This is a genomic window from Lysobacter fragariae (genome assembly GCF_054779775.1).
This window is the reverse complement of sequence record NZ_BAAGXP010000006.1, coordinates 158,239-174,746: the sequence shown is the minus strand read 5'-3', so window position 1 is coordinate 174,746 and position 16,508 is coordinate 158,239. Positions and strand designations below refer to the sequence as shown.

General features: G+C 66.0%; 16 protein-coding genes and 1 tRNA gene. 11 read left to right on the top strand and 6 right to left on the bottom strand.

Features of this window, described 5'->3' with window-relative positions:
- Window positions 1-8 precede the first annotated feature (8 nt).
- The 7 genes from ACYVD7_RS06825 to ACYVD7_RS06795 all read left to right on the top strand — a co-directional run bounded on the left by ACYVD7_RS06825 (window position 9) and on the right by ACYVD7_RS06795 (window position 4,759).
- Entirely contained in the window at window positions 9-545 is a 537-nt protein-coding gene (locus ACYVD7_RS06825) for a DsbE family thiol:disulfide interchange protein (RefSeq protein WP_460761852.1), read from the top strand.
- Window positions 542-1,054 (top strand): cytochrome c-type biogenesis protein, encoded by a 513-nt coding sequence (locus ACYVD7_RS06820; RefSeq protein ID WP_460760763.1) that lies wholly within the window; start codon window positions 542-544, stop codon window positions 1,052-1,054. The genes ACYVD7_RS06825 and ACYVD7_RS06820 overlap by 4 nt, the downstream gene beginning before the upstream one ends.
- A 1-nt stretch (window position 1,055) precedes the next feature.
- Window positions 1,056-2,066 carry a tetratricopeptide repeat protein gene (locus ACYVD7_RS06815; protein WP_460760761.1) on the top strand — a complete coding sequence of 337 codons (1,011 nt, stop codon included), beginning with the start codon at window positions 1,056-1,058 and terminating at the stop codon, window positions 2,064-2,066.
- Window positions 2,067-2,075: 9 nt separating this feature from the next.
- Window positions 2,076-3,188 (top strand): homoserine O-acetyltransferase MetX, encoded by a 1,113-nt coding sequence (gene metX / locus ACYVD7_RS06810; RefSeq protein ID WP_460760758.1) that lies wholly within the window; start codon window positions 2,076-2,078, stop codon window positions 3,186-3,188.
- Between the two features lie 161 nt (window positions 3,189-3,349).
- On the top strand, window positions 3,350-3,967 hold the full coding sequence (locus tag ACYVD7_RS06805) for a cysteine dioxygenase family protein (protein ID WP_460760755.1): 618 nt from the start codon (window positions 3,350-3,352) through the stop codon (window positions 3,965-3,967).
- 155 nt (window positions 3,968-4,122) lie between these two features.
- A complete protein-coding gene (locus ACYVD7_RS06800; RefSeq protein ID WP_460760752.1) occupies window positions 4,123-4,575 on the top strand; it encodes a DUF2214 family protein in 453 nt (150 codons plus the stop codon).
- Between the two features lie 97 nt (window positions 4,576-4,672).
- Window positions 4,673-4,759, top strand: a tRNA-Leu gene (locus ACYVD7_RS06795).
- A gap of 302 nt (window positions 4,760-5,061) precedes the next feature.
- Here ACYVD7_RS06795 and ACYVD7_RS06790 read toward each other — a convergent pair.
- Genes ACYVD7_RS06790 through ACYVD7_RS06780 form a run of 3 tightly spaced genes read right to left on the bottom strand, consistent with a single transcriptional unit; the run spans window position 5,062 to window position 6,132 of the window.
- Complete coding sequence (locus tag ACYVD7_RS06790; protein ID WP_460760750.1) at window positions 5,062-5,490, bottom strand: hypothetical protein; 429 nt, start codon at window positions 5,488-5,490, stop codon at window positions 5,062-5,064.
- 23 nt (window positions 5,491-5,513) lie between these two features.
- Complete coding sequence (locus ACYVD7_RS06785) at window positions 5,514-5,714, bottom strand: PspC domain-containing protein (protein WP_460760747.1); 201 nt, start codon at window positions 5,712-5,714, stop codon at window positions 5,514-5,516.
- 40 nt (window positions 5,715-5,754) lie between these two features.
- Window positions 5,755-6,132: a YfeK family protein gene (locus ACYVD7_RS06780; RefSeq protein ID WP_460760744.1), complete on the bottom strand. Its 378-nt coding sequence runs from the start codon at window positions 6,130-6,132 to the stop codon at window positions 5,755-5,757.
- Between the two features lie 150 nt (window positions 6,133-6,282).
- Between ACYVD7_RS06780 and ACYVD7_RS06775 the strand changes: the two genes are divergently transcribed.
- Window positions 6,283-8,052, top strand: a complete 1,770-nt coding sequence (locus ACYVD7_RS06775) for a CocE/NonD family hydrolase (protein WP_460760742.1) — start codon at window positions 6,283-6,285, stop codon at window positions 8,050-8,052.
- Between the two features lie 187 nt (window positions 8,053-8,239).
- Here the strand turns inward: ACYVD7_RS06775 and ACYVD7_RS06770 are convergent, their stop codons facing one another.
- The 3 genes from ACYVD7_RS06770 to ACYVD7_RS06760 form a co-directional block, all read right to left on the bottom strand.
- Window positions 8,240-9,310, bottom strand: coding sequence for a class III poly(R)-hydroxyalkanoic acid synthase subunit PhaC (locus ACYVD7_RS06770; RefSeq protein ID WP_460761849.1), 1,071 nt, complete (start codon window positions 9,308-9,310; stop codon window positions 8,240-8,242).
- Window positions 9,311-9,318: 8 nt separating this feature from the next.
- Window positions 9,319-10,377, bottom strand: coding sequence for a class III poly(R)-hydroxyalkanoic acid synthase subunit PhaE (gene phaE / locus ACYVD7_RS06765; RefSeq protein ID WP_460760739.1), 1,059 nt, complete (start codon window positions 10,375-10,377; stop codon window positions 9,319-9,321).
- A gap of 167 nt (window positions 10,378-10,544) precedes the next feature.
- Window positions 10,545-11,177 (bottom strand): CDP-alcohol phosphatidyltransferase family protein, encoded by a 633-nt coding sequence (locus ACYVD7_RS06760; RefSeq protein WP_460760737.1) that lies wholly within the window; start codon window positions 11,175-11,177, stop codon window positions 10,545-10,547.
- A gap of 193 nt (window positions 11,178-11,370) precedes the next feature.
- Here ACYVD7_RS06760 and ACYVD7_RS06755 point away from each other — a divergent pair, with 193 nt between their 5' ends.
- The 3 genes from ACYVD7_RS06755 to ACYVD7_RS06745 all read left to right on the top strand — a co-directional run bounded on the left by ACYVD7_RS06755 (window position 11,371) and on the right by ACYVD7_RS06745 (window position 16,328).
- Entirely contained in the window at window positions 11,371-13,167 is a 1,797-nt protein-coding gene (locus ACYVD7_RS06755; RefSeq protein ID WP_460760734.1) for a DUF1800 domain-containing protein, read from the top strand.
- A gap of 9 nt (window positions 13,168-13,176) precedes the next feature.
- A complete protein-coding gene (locus ACYVD7_RS06750; RefSeq protein ID WP_460760731.1) occupies window positions 13,177-14,640 on the top strand; it encodes a DUF1501 domain-containing protein in 1,464 nt (487 codons plus the stop codon).
- 311 nt (window positions 14,641-14,951) lie between these two features.
- Window positions 14,952-16,328: a S8 family serine peptidase gene (locus ACYVD7_RS06745; protein ID WP_460760729.1), complete on the top strand. Its 1,377-nt coding sequence runs from the start codon at window positions 14,952-14,954 to the stop codon at window positions 16,326-16,328.
- Window positions 16,329-16,508 lie beyond the last annotated feature (180 nt).

The window sequence follows — 16,508 nt, the reverse complement described above, 5'->3', positions numbered from 1 at the left end:
AACCGATCATGCGCTGGATTCCGCTGCTCGCTGTCGCTGCGCTGGGCGTGCTGCTCGCCGCCGGCGTCTGGATGAGCCGTAATCCGAATCGCGAAGCCCTGCCTTCACCGCTGATCGGCAAGACCGCTCCCGCGTTCAACCTGCCGGTCCTGCACGAAGCCGGGCGGCTGTTCGGCACCCAGGACCTGCGCGGCGCGCCTTACGTCCTCAATGTGTGGGGCAGCTGGTGTCCCGCCTGCCGCGACGAACATCCGGTACTGACGCGCTTCGCCGAGACCAAGCGCGTACGCGTGGTCGGCTTCAACTGGAACGACGAGCACGCCGATGCCCTGCGCTGGCTGGAGGAATTCGGCAATCCCTACTGGATGGTCGTGACCGATTACGAAGGCAAGGCCGCGATCGACTGGGGCATCTACGGCGCGCCGGAGACTTTCCTGGTGGACGCCAGCGGCGTGGTGCGCTGGAAATTCGTCGGTCCGCTGACGGACGACGTGATCGCCAACCAGTTGCTGCCGAATCTTGCGGCCATCGAGAAGGCGCGATGAAAGCACTTCGCGGTCGCGCACGATCGGGAGCAGTCGCCGCAGGACGGCGTGGCCTTCGCCTCGCCTTCGCTTCGGCATTCCTTGCGATCGCCTGTGCATTCGCGTCCGCTTCGGCGCTGGCGCAACCGGGCAAGCCCGAAGCCCCGCCGCAATTCACCGACACCGCCGAGGAGCATCGCTTCCAGCACCTCGTCGCGGAGCTGCGTTGCGTGATGTGCCAGAACCAGTCACTAGCCGATTCCAACGCCCAGATCGCCCGCAACCTGCGCCACGAAGTGCTGGAGCTGATGCGACAGGGCAAGTCGGACGGCGAGATCAAGCAGTTCCTGGTCGCGCGTTACGGCGAGTTCGTCCTGTACCGCCCGCAGGTGGAATCGAAGACCTGGCTGCTGTGGTTCGGACCGGCGCTGCTGCTGTTGGCGGGCGGCGTGCTGGTAGGTCGCATCGTGCGCGCCCGATCGGCGAGTGCCGCGACCAGCACTATCAACGACGACGACCAGGAGTGGTGAGATGACGCTGTTCGTGGTCTGCGCCGCGTTGCTGGCGGTACTGGTGTTGGGTTTCGTGCTGCGGCCGCTGCTGGTGGGCAGTCGCGTCGTCGGCGTGACGCTGGTCGGCGCACTGGTCGTCATCGCCGCTTCGCTGTACGCGTTGCTCGGCACGCCGCGTGCGTTCGACAGCACGCAGCTTCGCGCCCCCGAAACGTTGGGCGACGCCGTCACGCAACTGGAAGCACAGCTGCAGCGCGAACCGAACCAGCCCGAAGGCTGGCGCCTGCTCGCCCGCGCCTACGCTTCGCAAGGCGAAACGAACAAGGCGCGCGACGCCTTCGAACGCGCCGTGAAGCTGGCGCCGGACGAGCCCGACCTGCTGGCCGAAGCCGCCGAAGCGCGCGCGCTCGCCAACGAACACCGCTTCGATGAAGCAGCCATCGCCCTGCTCAGGCACGCACTGGAAAAGCAGCCGATGCACCAGCGTGCGCGGTGGTTCCTCGGTATTTCCCAGCGTCAGTCGGGACAACCTGCGGAAGCCGCTAAGACGTGGGAGCCGCTACTGGCCATCGTCGATGACGGCACCGCCAGCGGCCTGCTGGAACAGATCAACCTTGCCCGCAAGGAAGCCGGGCTGGCCGCGCTGCCCCCGCGCACGCCAGTCAACGCCGCGTCCTCCGGCCTGCGCGTGAAAGTCAGCGTTTCGCCAGCGCTGGCGTCGAAGCTGCCTGCCAATGCGACGCTGTTCGTGCTGGCCAGGCAACCCGATGGTCCGCCGATGCCGGTCGCGGTCGAGAAAATCGCTGTCGAGAAGCCCGCCGCCGCGGGTTTCCCGCTTGAGGTGACGCTGGACGATGGTGACAGCCCGATGCCGACAATGAAGCTTTCGCAGATCGAACAGGTGGTCGTCAGCGCCCGCATCTCCGCGAGCGGCGACGCCATCGGCAAGGCCGGCGACTTCGAGGCCACCGCGAAAACCATGAACCACCAGGGAACGGTCGAACTCGTGATCGACCATGTGCGCCCATAGGACGATCGCATGACCGAATTCATTCCCACCGGAACCCTGTTCCACGCCCTGCCCTCGCCCTTCGCGATGAAGCGCGGCGGCGAACTGCACGGCGCACGCGTCGCCTACGAAACCTGGGGCACGCTCAACGCCGCGCGCGACAACGCGGTCCTGATCGTCACCGGCCTGTCGCCTGATGCACACGCCGCGGCGAATCCCGGCAATCCGGAGCAGGGTTGGTGGGAACCCATGATCGGTCCGGGCAAGCCGATCGATACGGATCGCTGGTTCGTCATCTGCGTCAACTCGCTGGGCAGCTGCAAGGGTTCAACCGGGCCGGCCTCGATCAATCCGGCGACCGGCGACACGTATCGCCTCGACTTCCCCGACCTGTCGGTGGAAGACGGTGCGCAATCCGCCGCCAGCGTCGTGCGCGGCCTGGGCATCGAACAACTGGCGTGCGTGATCGGCAATTCGATGGGCGGCATGACCGCGCTGGCACTGCTGCTGCTCAACCCGGGGATTGCCCGGTCGCACATCAACATCTCCGGCGCACCGCGCGCGCTGCCGTTCTCGATCGCGATCCGCTCGCTGCAGCGCGAGGCGATCCGGCTGGATCCGAACTGGAACCACGGCGGCTACGACGACACGACCTACCCGGAATCGGGCATGCGCATGGCGCGCAAGCTCGGCGTGATCACCTATCGCTCGGCGCTGGAGTGGGACGGCCGCTTCGGTCGCGTCCGCCTGGAGTCCGATCGTCCCGAGGAGGAGCCCTTCGGCCTGGAATTCCAGGTGGAGAGTTACCTGGAAGGCCATGCGCGCCGCTTCGTGCGTCGTTTCGATCCGAACTGCTATCTCTATCTCAGCCGCTCGATGGACTGGTTCGACCTGGGCGAATATGCCAATGGCGACGTGATGGCCGGGCTGGCGAAGGTGCGCGTCGACAAGGCGCTGGCGATAGGCGTGCACACCGACATCCTGTTCCCGCTGCAGCAGCAACAGGACGTCGCCGACGGCCTGCGTGCCGGGGGCGCGGACGCACAATTTCTGCCACTGGAATCGCCGCAGGGGCATGACGCGTTCCTGGTGGATATCGGCCGCTTCGGACCGGCCGTGGGCGACTTCCTCGCGACCCTGTAGGGCGGGTTTTAACCCGCCGCCAGGGGCTACCGGCGCCCATGACGAGGGCGGCGGGTCAGACCGCCTTACGGCAATCGCCACGCCCAGTCGACTCCCAGCCGCCAACTCCCGCGGCCCGTTCACACAGGCGCCCCCGACTCACCCGAGCTAGAATCCGTTATATGGACATAACCACGAATCATCAGCCCGAGCCCTGCCCGGATTTCGACTTCCCTGGCCACGACAAGCTCGTCGCCGCGATCGATTCGGCCGTAGTCGCCGGCAACGAGCACGAAGTCACCGCCGCGCTGCGCAACGCGCTGTGCCGGATGATCCGCGACCGCGACGTGCAGCTGCCGTCTTGCGTGCATGACCCGATCGAAGACCACTACGCCCGCCGCGAGCTCTACCGCAGCCCGGAACACGGCTACAGCGTCGTGGCCATGACCTGGGGCCCCGGCCAAGGCACCCCCGTCCATGACCATTCCGGCCTGTGGTGCGTGGAAGGCGTGTGGGACGGCGAGCTGGAGATCGTCCAGTACGAACTGCTGGAACAGCAGGACGAGCGCTTCCACTTCCGCGCCGCCGGCGGCATGCATGCCGGCCCCGGCAGCGCCGGCAGCCTGATCCCGCCGCACGAGTACCACACGATCCGCAACGCCAGCGACAGCAACGTCGCCATCTCGCTGCACATCTACAAGGCGCCGATGGAGTGCTGCTCGATGTTCGTCCCCGACGAAGGCGAGTGGTTCAAGCGCAAGGACAAGACGATGTGCACGGACGAGGTCTGCGAGAACTGATCGCACGCGCGGGGTCGACGCCCAGGATCGACTCGCAGGTCGACTCGTGTTCCGGTACCGCGGCGTCGCGCTTCCGGAACGCACAAACGGCACCCCGTCACCCATCGAGCGCATGGCTTGGGCTAATGTCCGGCAACTCCGGACGAAGGACCGCCATGCTGACCGACCTGCTGCTCGCCTCTGCCCACCATCTGCTGGCCTTCGCGATCGTCGCGATGCTGGCGACACAGGCCGCGTTATTGCGCGGCCCCATCGACCACACCGTCATCCGCCGCCTTTCTGGTGTCGACCTGGGATACGGACTGAGCGCGATGTCGCTGATCGTCATCGGCGTGCTGCGCATCTTCCAGGGCGTTAAGGGTTACGACTTCTACCAGCACAACCCCTGGTTCCACGCCAAGATCAGTGCGTTCCTGCTGGTGGGCGTACTGTCGATCTGGCCCACCCTGGCGTTCGGGCGTTGGCGCAAGGCGCTGCGGCAGGATTCCGGCTTCCTTCCCGAACCCCACCAGGTCACCCGACTCTCCCGCATCGTCCGCTTCGAGCTGATCCTGATCGCCGCGGTGCTGGTGTTCGCCGCGATGATGGCGCGGTTTGGCGGGTTCTGATCCCAAGCTTCACCGAAGCTGGGCGGCGCAGCAGAAAGTCCAAAACCATGGGTGATTGACCCGCACCCCTGGGCTCTCGGCTATACTGCGCGGCCGCGCCGGAATGGCGGAATCGGTAGACGCAGCGGACTCAAAATCCGCCGCCCTTAAAAGCGTGTGGGTTCGAGTCCCACTTCCGGCACCACAGATCAAGGCCGCGCACCCGCGCGGCCTTTTTCGTTGCCCGTATCGGGCTTGCACAGTCCGCCTTCGGGCAACGAAACCAGCCTGAAAATGAGAAGGCCCAGTCGTCGAGGTTTGAACCCTCGAATGGCTGAGCCTTCCGTTTGCCGGAGCTATTGCAACAGGTGTTTTTCAAATTCCCGTTACTGGTTCTCCGACGCCTGTGACGCTACGCCCGTGGCTGTTATCGGGAAGTAAAGGCGACCTGTTGAACTTGTTGTGGCGATGCCACGGCGCCACGCTCGCTCGCGCCCCTATTCACGTTCACGTCCACGGCCACCAGCCCGCGCCCGTCTGCGCGTAGCGGTCGGCCGCTCGCTCGAAGCGGTTGCGCACGCTCACGCCCCCGCACGCGAAGTACAGCAGCAGGAACAACGGCCCCAGCGCCATGTACTGGAAGACGTGCGCGCGTTCGTGGTCGGCGAGCATGATCGGCGCTTCATCGCGATGGCCGGCGCGATGCGCGTAGGTGACGCAGGTCGAATCCAGCGTGTCACCGGTGTGCAGGATCACGTTGCCCAGCGTAAGCGCACCGCCAGGGCCCCACGGCCATTTGTGGAACACCAGCGCGAAGTCGCGACGACTCCAATGCATGTGCGCGCCAAAGGCCAGACCGACCAACCCGGCGAGCAATCCCATCAGCGTATTGGGCAAGGCCCACGCGGCCCCAAGGGCGATTGCCAGGTAGCGCATCGAACGATTCGCCCAGGCCGGATTCAATCGCCCTCTTCCGGCATCAGCAGCCAGAGGATCAGGTAGACCAGTATCCCGGGAAACGCCGCCGACGCGATCGAGAGGAGCACGTAAAGCACGCGCACCATGGTCGACCCCCAGCCGAAGCGCTGGGCGATGCCGCCGCAGACGCCAGCCAGCACGCGGTCACCGCGGGAACGCGAGAGTGATCGCTGAGCGTTCATGTTTCCCCTCCCTCCTGAGACGAATCGAGTCTAGCGCCCGTCAGCGCGACGCGGGAGTACGCCGCCGCAGTTCAGCGAGCCGCGCCCGCAACCAGGACGCGGAAGGCTCCACGGGCCGCCCCGGGCAACGCACCTGGTAGGCGCGCCCGCTCATGCTGCTCCGGGTCCCGGCGCTGTCGATGAATTCTTCGGCGCCATGGATCATGTCGCGCTCGCGCAGCCAGTCGTACTTGCGCCGCAGGTGATCCCCGGCCTTCGTCGCCGGGTACCAGTGGCCGTTGCGTTGGAACTCGCAGCCGGATTCGCCCAACGCCGTGATCAGCTGCTCGATCTCACGCGTTGCCTGCGGTGGCGGCGCAGCCCCCGCCGTGCCAGCGAGCAGCAAGCAGCAAAGCAGGAAGACACGATGCAGTCCCATCCGGATTCCCGTTGATTTGCCCGGCACGAGTCTAGCCATTCGCGCTGGAATGCAGGGTGTTTTCCCTCCCTTCACGGTGAGGGTTTTTCCGGATGTCCGACATCGGGGCAACACCGACACTTGGCACGCCGTCCGCCAGAGCGTCATTCCATGCAGCGCCGTAGCCGTCACCTCTTCACCACGCTGACCGCCACCTTGCTGGCGGTGGTTGCCATTCCCGTGGTGTCCGCACTCGATCTGGGCACGCTGACGCTGGATGCGCCGCAGGTGACGCCCTCGCCTTCCGTGTCGAGCTACCTGCATGACGTGTCGCAACCGATCCCCGGCGTCAGCTGGATGACCAGCATCACCGAGCACCATCGCATCACCGTGGCCGACGGCGTCGAACTCGACGCGTGGATCGTGCGCCCCGACATCGCCGCGCAGGTGCCGCTGGTACTGGAACTCACGCCCTACTACGGCGGTGGCGACCCCACCGTGACCAAGCCGGTCAGCAATGCCGCCAGCTATCCCTACAACATCGCCATCGCCGGGCCGTTCCAGGAGCTGATCAAGCGTGGCTACGCGTTCGGAATCCTCTCGATGCGTGGCACCGGCGCTTCCGGCGGCTGCTTCGGCATCGGTGGGCCGCAGGAAGCCAGGGACATGGCAACCGCGATCGAATATTTCGCCGCGCAATCCTGGTCCAACCAGAACGTGGGCGCGATGGGCGTGAGCTATGACGGCACCGCGCCGCAGGATCTGTGGGTCGAAGCGCCGCCGCACCTGAAGACCATCGTGCCGATCAGCGGCATCTCCGACATGTACAAGTACAACTACGTCAACGGCGTACCGATCGACGACACCGTCGGCTTCAACACCTACTACTGGCTGCTCACCGGTCTTGGCCCGGCTGGCCTGGAAGGCGGGAGCCAGCTGCTCGACCCGGTCACCGCGCCTGATGCCGTTACGGGCGAGGTCTGCCAGGAGCGCGTCGAGGTCACGGCCGAAACGTTCACCTCCTTCGTCAGCGGCAACAAGACGCCGTACTGGCAGGCACGCGATCACCTGGCCGAACTCAATGTCGATCCGGCGAAGAAGCGCGCCAGCGTCTTCTACATCCACGGTCTGCAGGACTGGAACGTCAAGCCGCACAACATGGAAGGCTGGATCGAAGCCCTGCAGCGCAGCAACGTGCCGTTCAAGGCCTGGCTGGGCCAGTGGGACCACGCGTGGCCGGATCGTGATGACTGGATCACGGTGATGACGGCGTGGTTCGACCAGTTCCTGAAGAACCGCAACACCGGCATCCTCGACGCACCCAGGGTGCAGGTGAAGGACGACGCCGGCCAGTGGCGCAACGAGCCCAAGTGGCCCGCGCAGAGCAAGAAGGTGACGCTCTATCCGCAGGTGACGGGGCTGCTTGGCACCAGCGCAGGCACGGGCTTCGCCGACTACAACGACTATGCCGGCCAGGACGTCAACGAAACCACGCCGCTACCCGATGACCGCGTCGCGTTCACCACCGTCCCCTTGAGCCAGGACCTGCATCTGTCCGGCATGCCGCGGTTCGAAGGGATCGTCGCCGCCACCGGCGCGCGCGCCAACCTGATGCTGACCATGGCCGAACAGCTGCCGGACGGTTCACTGCGGCCGTTCAATTTCGCCTCGCTCAGCCTCAACCACGCGAAGAACCTGCAGCAGGGCAAGCCGAGCGTGGCTGCCGAGCCGCAATACGTCGGCGTCAACTTCTATCCGCAGGAGGACGTGGTGCACGCGGGGAACCGGCTGGTGCTGCTGGCCGCCGGTGACCTGGTGTTCTACGGCCAGCCGGGGCCGAACATGAAGCCGGTGGCGACGGGTTCGTCGATCATCCTCGACCTGGCCAGCAGCAAGCTGATGCTGCCGAACGACACGACGTTGAGCTACGAGTCGCCCTGACGCACTGTTTTACTGATGGGGTACGTGCCGCTGACTGACCGAATGGCGGGCGGCCGTACCCCATCCCTTCCTGCCCGCAGAGGCGGGAATGGTCCGACGATCACGGGACCTGGATCACCGGACCTTGCATCACCGCGCGTCGAACACTCACGTGTCGATCAGCGCGCTTGGATCAAGCCCGCATCACTCAACGCGAACGCTGCTCCAGCCAGTCGTGAATCGCAGTGGGAACCTCGCGCTGCGCGCGGCTGCTGACATAGATGCCGATGTGCCCGCCGCGGAAGGACAGCTCGCTGTAATCGTCGGTACCGACCAGGCCCTTGAGCGCCTTCGACGCCGACGGCGGCACCAGGTGGTCCTGCTCGGCGAAGATGTTCAGCACCGGCATGTCGACGTATCCCAGGTCCACCGGACGATTGCCGATCACGATCCCGCCATTGACGAAGCCGTTGCCCTGGTAGAACTGGCGCGCGAACTGGCGGAACGCTTCGCCGGCCTGGTCGGGAGAATCGAAGATCCACTTCTCCATGCGCAGGAAATCCTCCAGCGCCTGCTTGTTGTCCAGGATGTCGACCATGCCGACGTACTTCTGCACGAACAGGCGCCACGGCTTGAGCGTCAGGTAGGTCCAGTTCATCAGGTCCGCGGGCACGTTACCCATCGTGTCGACGAGGGCATCTACGTCCAGGCCGCGCACCCAGTTGGCCAGCATGTTGTCGTCGCCGTGGAAATCCACCGGCGTGACCATGGTGATGAGATTGCGGACCTTCTTCGGGTTGAGCGCGCTGTAGCACAGCGAGAATGCGCCGCCCTGGCAGATGCCCAGCAGGTTGACCGAATCCATCCGGTACGCGCGGCGCAGGTGGTCCACCGCGCCACCGAGGTAGCGCTGGATGTAGTCCTCCAGTTCCAGGTAACGATCGGAACGGTCCGGATAACCCCAGTCGAGCACGTACACGTCCTCGCCGCGTTCCAGCAGGCCACGGACGATGGACTTGTCGTCCTGCAGGTCGACCATGTACGGACGATTGACCAGCGCGTAGGCGATCAGCAGCGGGACTTTCGCCGTCGGTGCCTTGTCGCCCTTGAAGCGATACAGCACGACCTTGCCGTCGCGCCAGACTTCCTCGCGCGCGGTCGCGCCATAGGTGACGTCGTCGACGTCATGCAACGTGTCGAGGCCGGCACGCAGTTTGTTCTGCACCTGCATGGCTTCCTGCGCGAGCGACTCCGCGGTGAAGCTGAAGGGGCTGTGGATGTCGTGGTTCATCGACGCGCTCCCTTGGCCTTCGTGGTGGAAGCAGGCGGCTTCTTCGCAGCGGCGGGCTTGGCGGTTTTGGCTGGCTGCTTCGCCTCGGCTTCGGTCTTCGCAGCCGGCTTGGACCCGGGAGACGCCGCTGCAGGTGCCGCACGACGCTCGGTGGGAACGGGTTCGCCACGCTCCACGCTGTCGCGCAGGCGCCGCAGCTCGCGCTCGAGTTGCACGATCTTGCGATGCGCGGAATCGATCTCGGTACGGGTCGGGATGCCCAGCTGGCCGCAGTACTGTTCCACTTCGCGCTGCAGGCCGGCACGCACGCGCATCTGCGCATTGATGAAGTTGCCGTAGGTCTCGCGGAAGCGCGGCGACAGCGCGATCTCCGCGTAGGCGTCCTCGGCCGCGTCGATCCACAGGTCGAACAACGCGCGCACCGAACCGAGCTGGCGACCGGGTTCGCCGCGCTGCGCCAACTTGTCTTCGAAATACTTGAACGCCTGTTGCGCCGCTTCGCCCATCAGCGCGTTGTACGCGTTGCTCTTTTCCTGATAGTCCATCTGCGCCTGCGCCAGCGCCTGCCAGCGCTCCTGGTGCTCGCGCGCGAAGCCAAACGCCGGCAATCCCAGCCAGCTGCGGCCGTCGCGCTGCATCGACTGCAGCATCGGCGCCATCTGTTCCATCCACTGCTCGATGCCATGCTGGCCCGGGCCCTGCATGCTCTTGAACAGGTCGGCGAAGGGATTCGCGTTGAGGTTGCCGCCGCCGAGCATCTGCTTCCACGCATTGGCGATGTCCGCCGGCTGTGCATTCCTGCCGGCGAACTGCGCCGCCAGCTGCTGCATCTGCCCGAACCACTGCCGCGCCTGCCCGTTGAAACGATCCAGCGCATCATCGAACGGTCCGCCCTGCGGCGCGTTGGCGGCCTTGGCCATCTGCGACCACCAGCCCATGGCGTCGTTCCAGCCCGGCATCGCCGCGGGGGCGGGTTGCGCACCGCGCATCGCTTCGCCCCATGCGCCCCAATACTGGCGCGCGAGGTTCTCAAAGTCGTTCAATCCGCTGGCCATCGGCTTCCTCCGTCAAGACGGAAGATGATAACGCCGCGATTGTTGCAGGAGCCGGGGTAGGCGTAGGGCGGGCCTTGGCCCGCCGCGGACCCCGCATCGAAACCCACCGGTAAACGCGAGGCAGCCATGCTGCATGCCAACGTCTCGACGGCGGGTCGAGACCCGCCCTACGGCTTGGGAATGCGCAGCGTCTTGCTGATCATCAGCGAACCCGACAGCGCGAACATCAGCACCAGCGGATGGAACTGCCATGGGCCCAGCTTCACCATGCCCAGCCACAGGCTGTCGCCGATGGCGCCGCGCGCAGCCGCCACGGCCAGCACGATCACCAGCGCCAGGCTGGTCGGGATCGGCGTGCCCTCGAAGTACTTGACCTTGTCGCCACCACCGGACAGCGCTTCCGCGGTCACGTTGTAGCGCGCCAGCCGGCTCACGCCGCAACCGACGAAATAGCTCAGCACGGCCCAGTCCCAACCACCCTGCAGCCCGCAGGCGTAGGCCAGTGCCGCCGGTGCGACACCGAAGGAAATCACGTCGGCCAGCGAGTCCAGTTCGCGCCCCAATGTGGAAGACGACTGGCGCCAGCGCGCCACGCGGCCGTCCAGGGCATCGAAGACGAACGCCGCGGGGATCAGCGCCATGCCGATCAGCAGGTCGCGCACCACCCCGTCCTGCAGGAAGCGCATCGCCGCGAAGATCGCTCCGGTGCCGCAGAACGCATTGGCCAGGGTGAACCAGTCGGCCAGGTGGAAGCCGCGGATCATGGAGAAGTGGCGGCGTTCGCGGGGAGCGTTGGTCATGGAGGGATCGTGCCAAGCGCGGCCGTCAGTCGCAAGCAGCGCGTGATCGCCCGATTCGTGACACGGTCATCACGCGATTACAACCGCGTGCGGATACGGTAAACCCGTTGGCGGCGTTTCTGTGACTTGAGGCACGCCGGCCAAAAGGAGGCGGCCCTAGCCTTCAAAGATCCGGGATGAAGGTTTGAACAGCATGGATACCCTGTCCGCAGCCCAGCGCGCCCAGGTGCGCGAATTCCTGCAGAAGCGTTATGGGGGCATGAAGCGACGCCCCAGGACGACCACGACGTGGGCGTCAGCCCCGGCGGTGGCTGCATCTGCAACAACCGCCGGGAGCACTGCAGCGGCAAAGAGCTTCACGCTACCGACGGGCGGCCCGACGCCGGCCGACTGGATCACCCTGCCCCTCGCCCCGCTCGCCGTGCGCGTGCTGGGCCACCTCAGCTATGGCGCGACGCTCACCACGCTCAACGAATTCACGGCGCTGGGCAGCACCGACGACCAGCGCATCGCCAACTACGTCGAATGGCAGCTCGACTGGAGCGCGATCGACGACAGCGCGCTCGACGCCCGCCTTGCGAACGCGGGCTACACCACGCTGGGCAAGAGCCTGCCGCAACTGTGGACCGACCACGTCCTGAATGATCCGCCGTGGGACGTGCGCATGCGTCCCGCGTGGGAAGTGCAGCGCGCCGCCTTCGCGCGCGCGGTGTTCTCGCGTCGGCAGCTGCGCGAGGTCGTCGTCAACTTCTGGCACGACCATTTCAACGTCACCGCCACCGAAGGTTCAGCCGGGCCCGTCTACGCCCACTACGATCGCGACGTGCTGCGCCAGCACGCGTTCGGCAATTTCCGCCAGATGCTGGAAGGCGTCGCCACCAGCACGGCGATGCTCTATTACCTGGACAACATCGACAACACCCGCGCCGGACCGAACGAGAACTTCGCGCGCGAGCTGCTGGAACTGCACACCTTCGGCGCGGAGCACTACCTGGGCTTCACCGATCCTTTCGACATACCGCCCTGCCCCGAAGACCCCAGCTACCCGTCCGGCTACTGCGACATCGACGTGTACGAAACCGCGTCCGCCTTCACCGGCTGGACCGCGAAGAACGGGCACTGGGAATTCCCGAGCGACGACGACGGCACCTTCGTCTATCGCCAGTCGTGGCACGACGCGGGTCCGAAGTTCGTGCTCGGCAGGCTGCTCAATCCCGAGCAGCCGGCGATGAAGGACGGTCGCGACATCCTGGACCGCCTGGCCAGCCATCCCTACGTCGCGAAATTCATCTGCAGCAAGCTGGTGCGGCGTTTCGTCAGCGACACGCCCGACCCCACGCTGGTTGCCAGCGCTGCCGTGGTCTTCCGCCAGAACTGGCAGGCACCGGACCAGATCGAGAAGGTGCTGCGCCACATCCTGCTCTCGCCGAAATTGCAGTCGAGCTGGGGCAACAAGCAGCGACGCCCCTTCGAAGCCATGGTGGCCGCGATGCGTACGCTGGGTGGCAACTGGACACTGCGCGTCGACGACGACAAGAGCGACGAATTCATGTGGCGCATGGGCTACACCGGGCACCTGCCGTACGAATGGCCAGCGCCCAACGGCTATCCGGACATCGCGCAGGCCTGGTCGGGCTCCAACAGCTACGCGATGACGTGGAAGATGCTGAACTGGTTCACCGAGAGCATGGACACCGCCGGCACCACGCCGCTGGCCGCGATCCTGGCGATCTCACGAAACTCCGTCGCGTCGTGGACCGCAAACAACCTGGTGACGCACTGGTGCCAGCGCCTGCTCGGCTACCAGCCCGCGGCCGCGCGCAAGCAGGCGTTCGTGCACTTCCTGGCGCAGAACGGCGATCCCGCTACTTATGTGATCGCCGATACCGACAGCTGGTCCGGCAACGACCTCAAGCAGCACTACAACCAGCAACGCCTGCGCAGCATGGTGTCGCTGATCCTGCTGTCGCCCGAATTCCTGAGCCGCTGAGGACACGCCATGACCTTCAATCGTCGCGAGTTCCTCAAGGGTTGCTGCGCCAGCACGCTGATCGGCGCGGGGGGCAATCCACTGATGATGTTTTCCAGCGATGGCGGCGGCGGTGCGGGCGCCAACGCCTACGACACCATCGTGCATGTGTTCCTGCGCGGTGGCATGGATGGCCTGAACCTGGTCGTCCCCATTGCGGGCAACGACCGCAACTTCTACGAGCAAGCCCGGCCCAACCTCTCCATCGATGCCACCGGCACCTACGGCGCGCTGCCGCTGACGCTGGCCAGCGGCGCGGCGACCGGCTTTGGCCTGCATCCTTCCGCCACGGGCCTGCGCGACCTGTGGAACAGCCAGCACATGGCGATCGTCCATGCGTGCGGACTGCCGCAGGCCACGCGCAGCCACTTCGACGCCCAGCTCTACATCGACCTGGGCACGCCCGGCGCCAAGGGCACCGGCAGTGGCTGGATGACGCGCGCCTGGAACACCCAACCGGGCGCCACCGGCAGCGAGAACATGCCCGCGTTGGGCGTAGGCAGCCGCCAATCGGCGGGAATGCTGGGTTCGACCAGCGCGCTGGTGATGGCCGACCCGGATGATTTCGCGCTGGAGGCCGGCGCGTGGGCGTGGCAGAAGACGCGCCCGGATTCGCCGGCGGGATTGGTCGGATTGAACGACACCCTGGCGTCGCTGTGGAGCGGCCGCAGCGCACCGGAACAGTCGGGCAAGCACGCCGACGACTCCCTGCGCGTCATCGCGACGCAGGCATATTCGCCGCTGCCTACCGGCTGGCCGACATCGACCTTCGCGCAGCAGCTGTGGACGATCGCGCAATCGATCCAGTTCAACCTCGGCCTGCGCTACGCCACGCTCGACCTGGGCGGCTGGGACACGCACGACGGCCAGGGCACCGCCGGCGCCGGCTGGAACTACTACCAGAACAAGATCGACGAACTCTCCTCCGCGCTGACCGCGTTCTTCAACACGCTCAACACCAGCGGCAACATGGGACGCGTCACCGTGGTGGTGCAGTCCGAATTCGGGCGTCGCGTGCGCGAGAACGCGGCCGGCGGCACCGACCACGGTTACGGCGGCCCGATGCTGGTGCTCGGTGGTCCGGTGAACGGCCGTCGCTTCTACGGCGCCTGGGCCGGACTCGACCCGGAAATCCTGTCGCCCTACTACGGCGACGTGCCCGTGGGCACCGACTACCGCCGCGTCCTGTCGGAGCTGCTGATCCGGCGGATGGGCAATCCGAACCTGGGAACCGTGTTCCCCGGCTACAGCGGGTATTCGCCGATGGGGATCGTGCAGGGAACGGACCTGGCGCCGAAGTATTTCGCGGCGAGTGCACCGGTTACGGGTACATCGCCTGCCGGGTCGCGCATCGTTCGGCCCATGCTGCGACCCACACTGCCACCGGATCTGATGACGCAGCTGTGGCGGTATGTGGAGAAGCTGTTGCGATAAGGGTCAGCGGCAGGACGAAGCGACGCCAGGCGATCAGCACTGCAACCGTCAATAAGAAGCCCGCGGAGTCCGCGGGCTTTTTTTCGTCATGCGGCGGGTCAAGACCCGCCCTACGATTTCTTTCTTGCCTTCTACATTCATAAGGCGGGTCTTGACCCGCCCGCACGGTCGTCACGCACCAACGCGCGCAAACACCTCATGAGGGTTTTTCCCCACCTGCCCTAGGGGTTCCGCCGGATATGCCGTACTGCCATGAGCAACGGATCGTGCGGTAACGCCACCGTCCGGATGGCCCACACGGAGAGTCCGCCATGCAACACCGACGTCGCAACGTCCTGAAACTGTCCGCCCTCGCCGTCGGCATGCTCGCCAGCGGCCTGGCGTTTGCCGATGCCCACCTGGGCGATGCACTCAACCAGGCACTGGCCAGCGCCGCGAGCAATCAGCCGCTCGAAGTGGTGATCACCTACAACCAGGAAGGCCCACTGCGCAGCACCCAATTGGCCAGCCTGCAACTGCTGGGCATCACGCGCGGCATCAGCATGCGCGCGCTACCGATCGCCGGCGCACTGGCCACGCCGGCACAGATCCATGCACTCGCGCAGCGCGGCGACGTGGTGTCGATCCAGCTCAACAAAGCCCTGACCTACTACAACCAGGAAGCGCGCGAGCTCTCCGGCGTCAACCGCCTGCAGGCCGATCCGTCGCTCGGGTTCACCGGTCGCGGCGCGGCGGTGATGATCAACGATTCCGGCATCGACGCCACCCACGCCGACCTCAAGTACGGCGTGCGCGTGGTGCAGAACGTACAGGCGCTGACCAACCTGTCGTCGGTGTTCACCTTCCTGCCGGCGACGTATCTCGAAGGGCAGCTCAACACCGACATCAGTTCCGGCCATGGCACCCATTGCGCCGGCACGGTCGGAGGCAGCGGCGCGCAGTCGGGCGGTCTGTATCGCGGCGTGGCCACCGGTTCGCCGCTGATCGGTTATGGCTCGGGCGCGGTGATCTCGATCCTGGACGCCGTCGGCGGCTTCGATTACGCCATCGCCAAGAAGAACAGCTTCAGCGCGCCGATCAAGGTGATCAGCAATTCCTGGGGCACCACGGGCGCGTTCGACCCCGCCGATCCGGTCAACGTGGCCTCCTACGCAGCCTACAAGAACGGCATCGTCAGCGTGTTCGCCGCCGGCAACGACGGCCCGGCCGAGAACACCCACAACCCGTACGCACAGGCCCCGTGGGTGATCTCGGTGGCCGCCGGCAACAAGGACGGCACCCTGGCCGACTTCTCCTCGCGCGGCAATCGTGGCGAGAGCGGCAGTTTCACCATGCCCGACGGCGTGAGCTGGACCTACGTCAACGAACCGACCCTCGTTGCGACCGGCGTCGACATCGTGTCCACGCGCGCCCTCACCGGCGCACTGCCGGTGCTCGCCGCATCGCAGGATCTGTCACTGGGTGCGAACGCCGCGTTCTACACCCACATGAGTGGCACATCGATGGCGACACCACACGTCGCCGGGATCGTGGCACTGCTGTTCGAGGCCAAGCCCTCGCTCACGCCGATCGAAGTGAAGGAGATCCTCAGCGCCACCGCCAACCCGATGGCGGGCCGCCAGCGGTTCGAGGTAGGCAGTGGCCATGTCGATGCGTACGAGGCGGCGGGCGTGGCGAAGAGCTATTGATTGACCGTCGACTGTCCCGGGCTTGCATCGATTGGGACGGGTCAATGGGATCGCCAACAAGAAGCCCGCGCAGTGCGCGGGCTTTTTGTTTCGTGCAGCGGGTCAAGACCCGCCCTACGTTCTGTTCGCGGACTCTCGCCCCGCGTGACATGATGCGGGCATCAATTCCACGAGCAGGCC

Bases quoted from the DNA above. Each gene is read 5' to 3' on its own strand.
- ACYVD7_RS06815 (WP_460760761.1), top strand. From the start codon at position 1,056: ATGACGCTGTTCGTGGTCTGCGCCGCGTTGCTGGCGGTACTGGTGTTG.
- ACYVD7_RS06780 (WP_460760744.1), bottom strand. From the start codon at position 6,132: ATGGGACTGCATCGTGTCTTCCTGCTTTGCTGCTTGCTGCTCGCTGGC.
- ACYVD7_RS06800 (WP_460760752.1), top strand. From the start codon at position 4,123: ATGCTGACCGACCTGCTGCTCGCCTCTGCCCACCATCTGCTGGCCTTC.
- ACYVD7_RS06745 (WP_460760729.1), top strand. From the start codon at position 14,952: ATGCAACACCGACGTCGCAACGTCCTGAAACTGTCCGCCCTCGCCGTC.
- ACYVD7_RS06825 (WP_460761852.1), top strand. From the start codon at position 9: ATGCGCTGGATTCCGCTGCTCGCTGTCGCTGCGCTGGGCGTGCTGCTC.
- ACYVD7_RS06755 (WP_460760734.1), top strand. From the start codon at position 11,371: ATGGATACCCTGTCCGCAGCCCAGCGCGCCCAGGTGCGCGAATTCCTG.
- ACYVD7_RS06775 (WP_460760742.1), top strand. From the start codon at position 6,283: ATGCAGCGCCGTAGCCGTCACCTCTTCACCACGCTGACCGCCACCTTG.
- metX (WP_460760758.1), top strand. From the start codon at position 2,076: ATGACCGAATTCATTCCCACCGGAACCCTGTTCCACGCCCTGCCCTCG.
- ACYVD7_RS06760 (WP_460760737.1), bottom strand. From the start codon at position 11,177: ATGACCAACGCTCCCCGCGAACGCCGCCACTTCTCCATGATCCGCGGC.
- ACYVD7_RS06785 (WP_460760747.1), bottom strand. From the start codon at position 5,714: ATGAACGCTCAGCGATCACTCTCGCGTTCCCGCGGTGACCGCGTGCTG.
- ACYVD7_RS06790 (WP_460760750.1), bottom strand. From the start codon at position 5,490: ATGCGCTACCTGGCAATCGCCCTTGGGGCCGCGTGGGCCTTGCCCAAT.
- ACYVD7_RS06820 (WP_460760763.1), top strand. From the start codon at position 542: ATGAAAGCACTTCGCGGTCGCGCACGATCGGGAGCAGTCGCCGCAGGA.
- ACYVD7_RS06805 (WP_460760755.1), top strand. From the start codon at position 3,350: ATGGACATAACCACGAATCATCAGCCCGAGCCCTGCCCGGATTTCGAC.
- ACYVD7_RS06750 (WP_460760731.1), top strand. From the start codon at position 13,177: ATGACCTTCAATCGTCGCGAGTTCCTCAAGGGTTGCTGCGCCAGCACG.
- phaE (WP_460760739.1), bottom strand. From the start codon at position 10,377: ATGGCCAGCGGATTGAACGACTTTGAGAACCTCGCGCGCCAGTATTGG.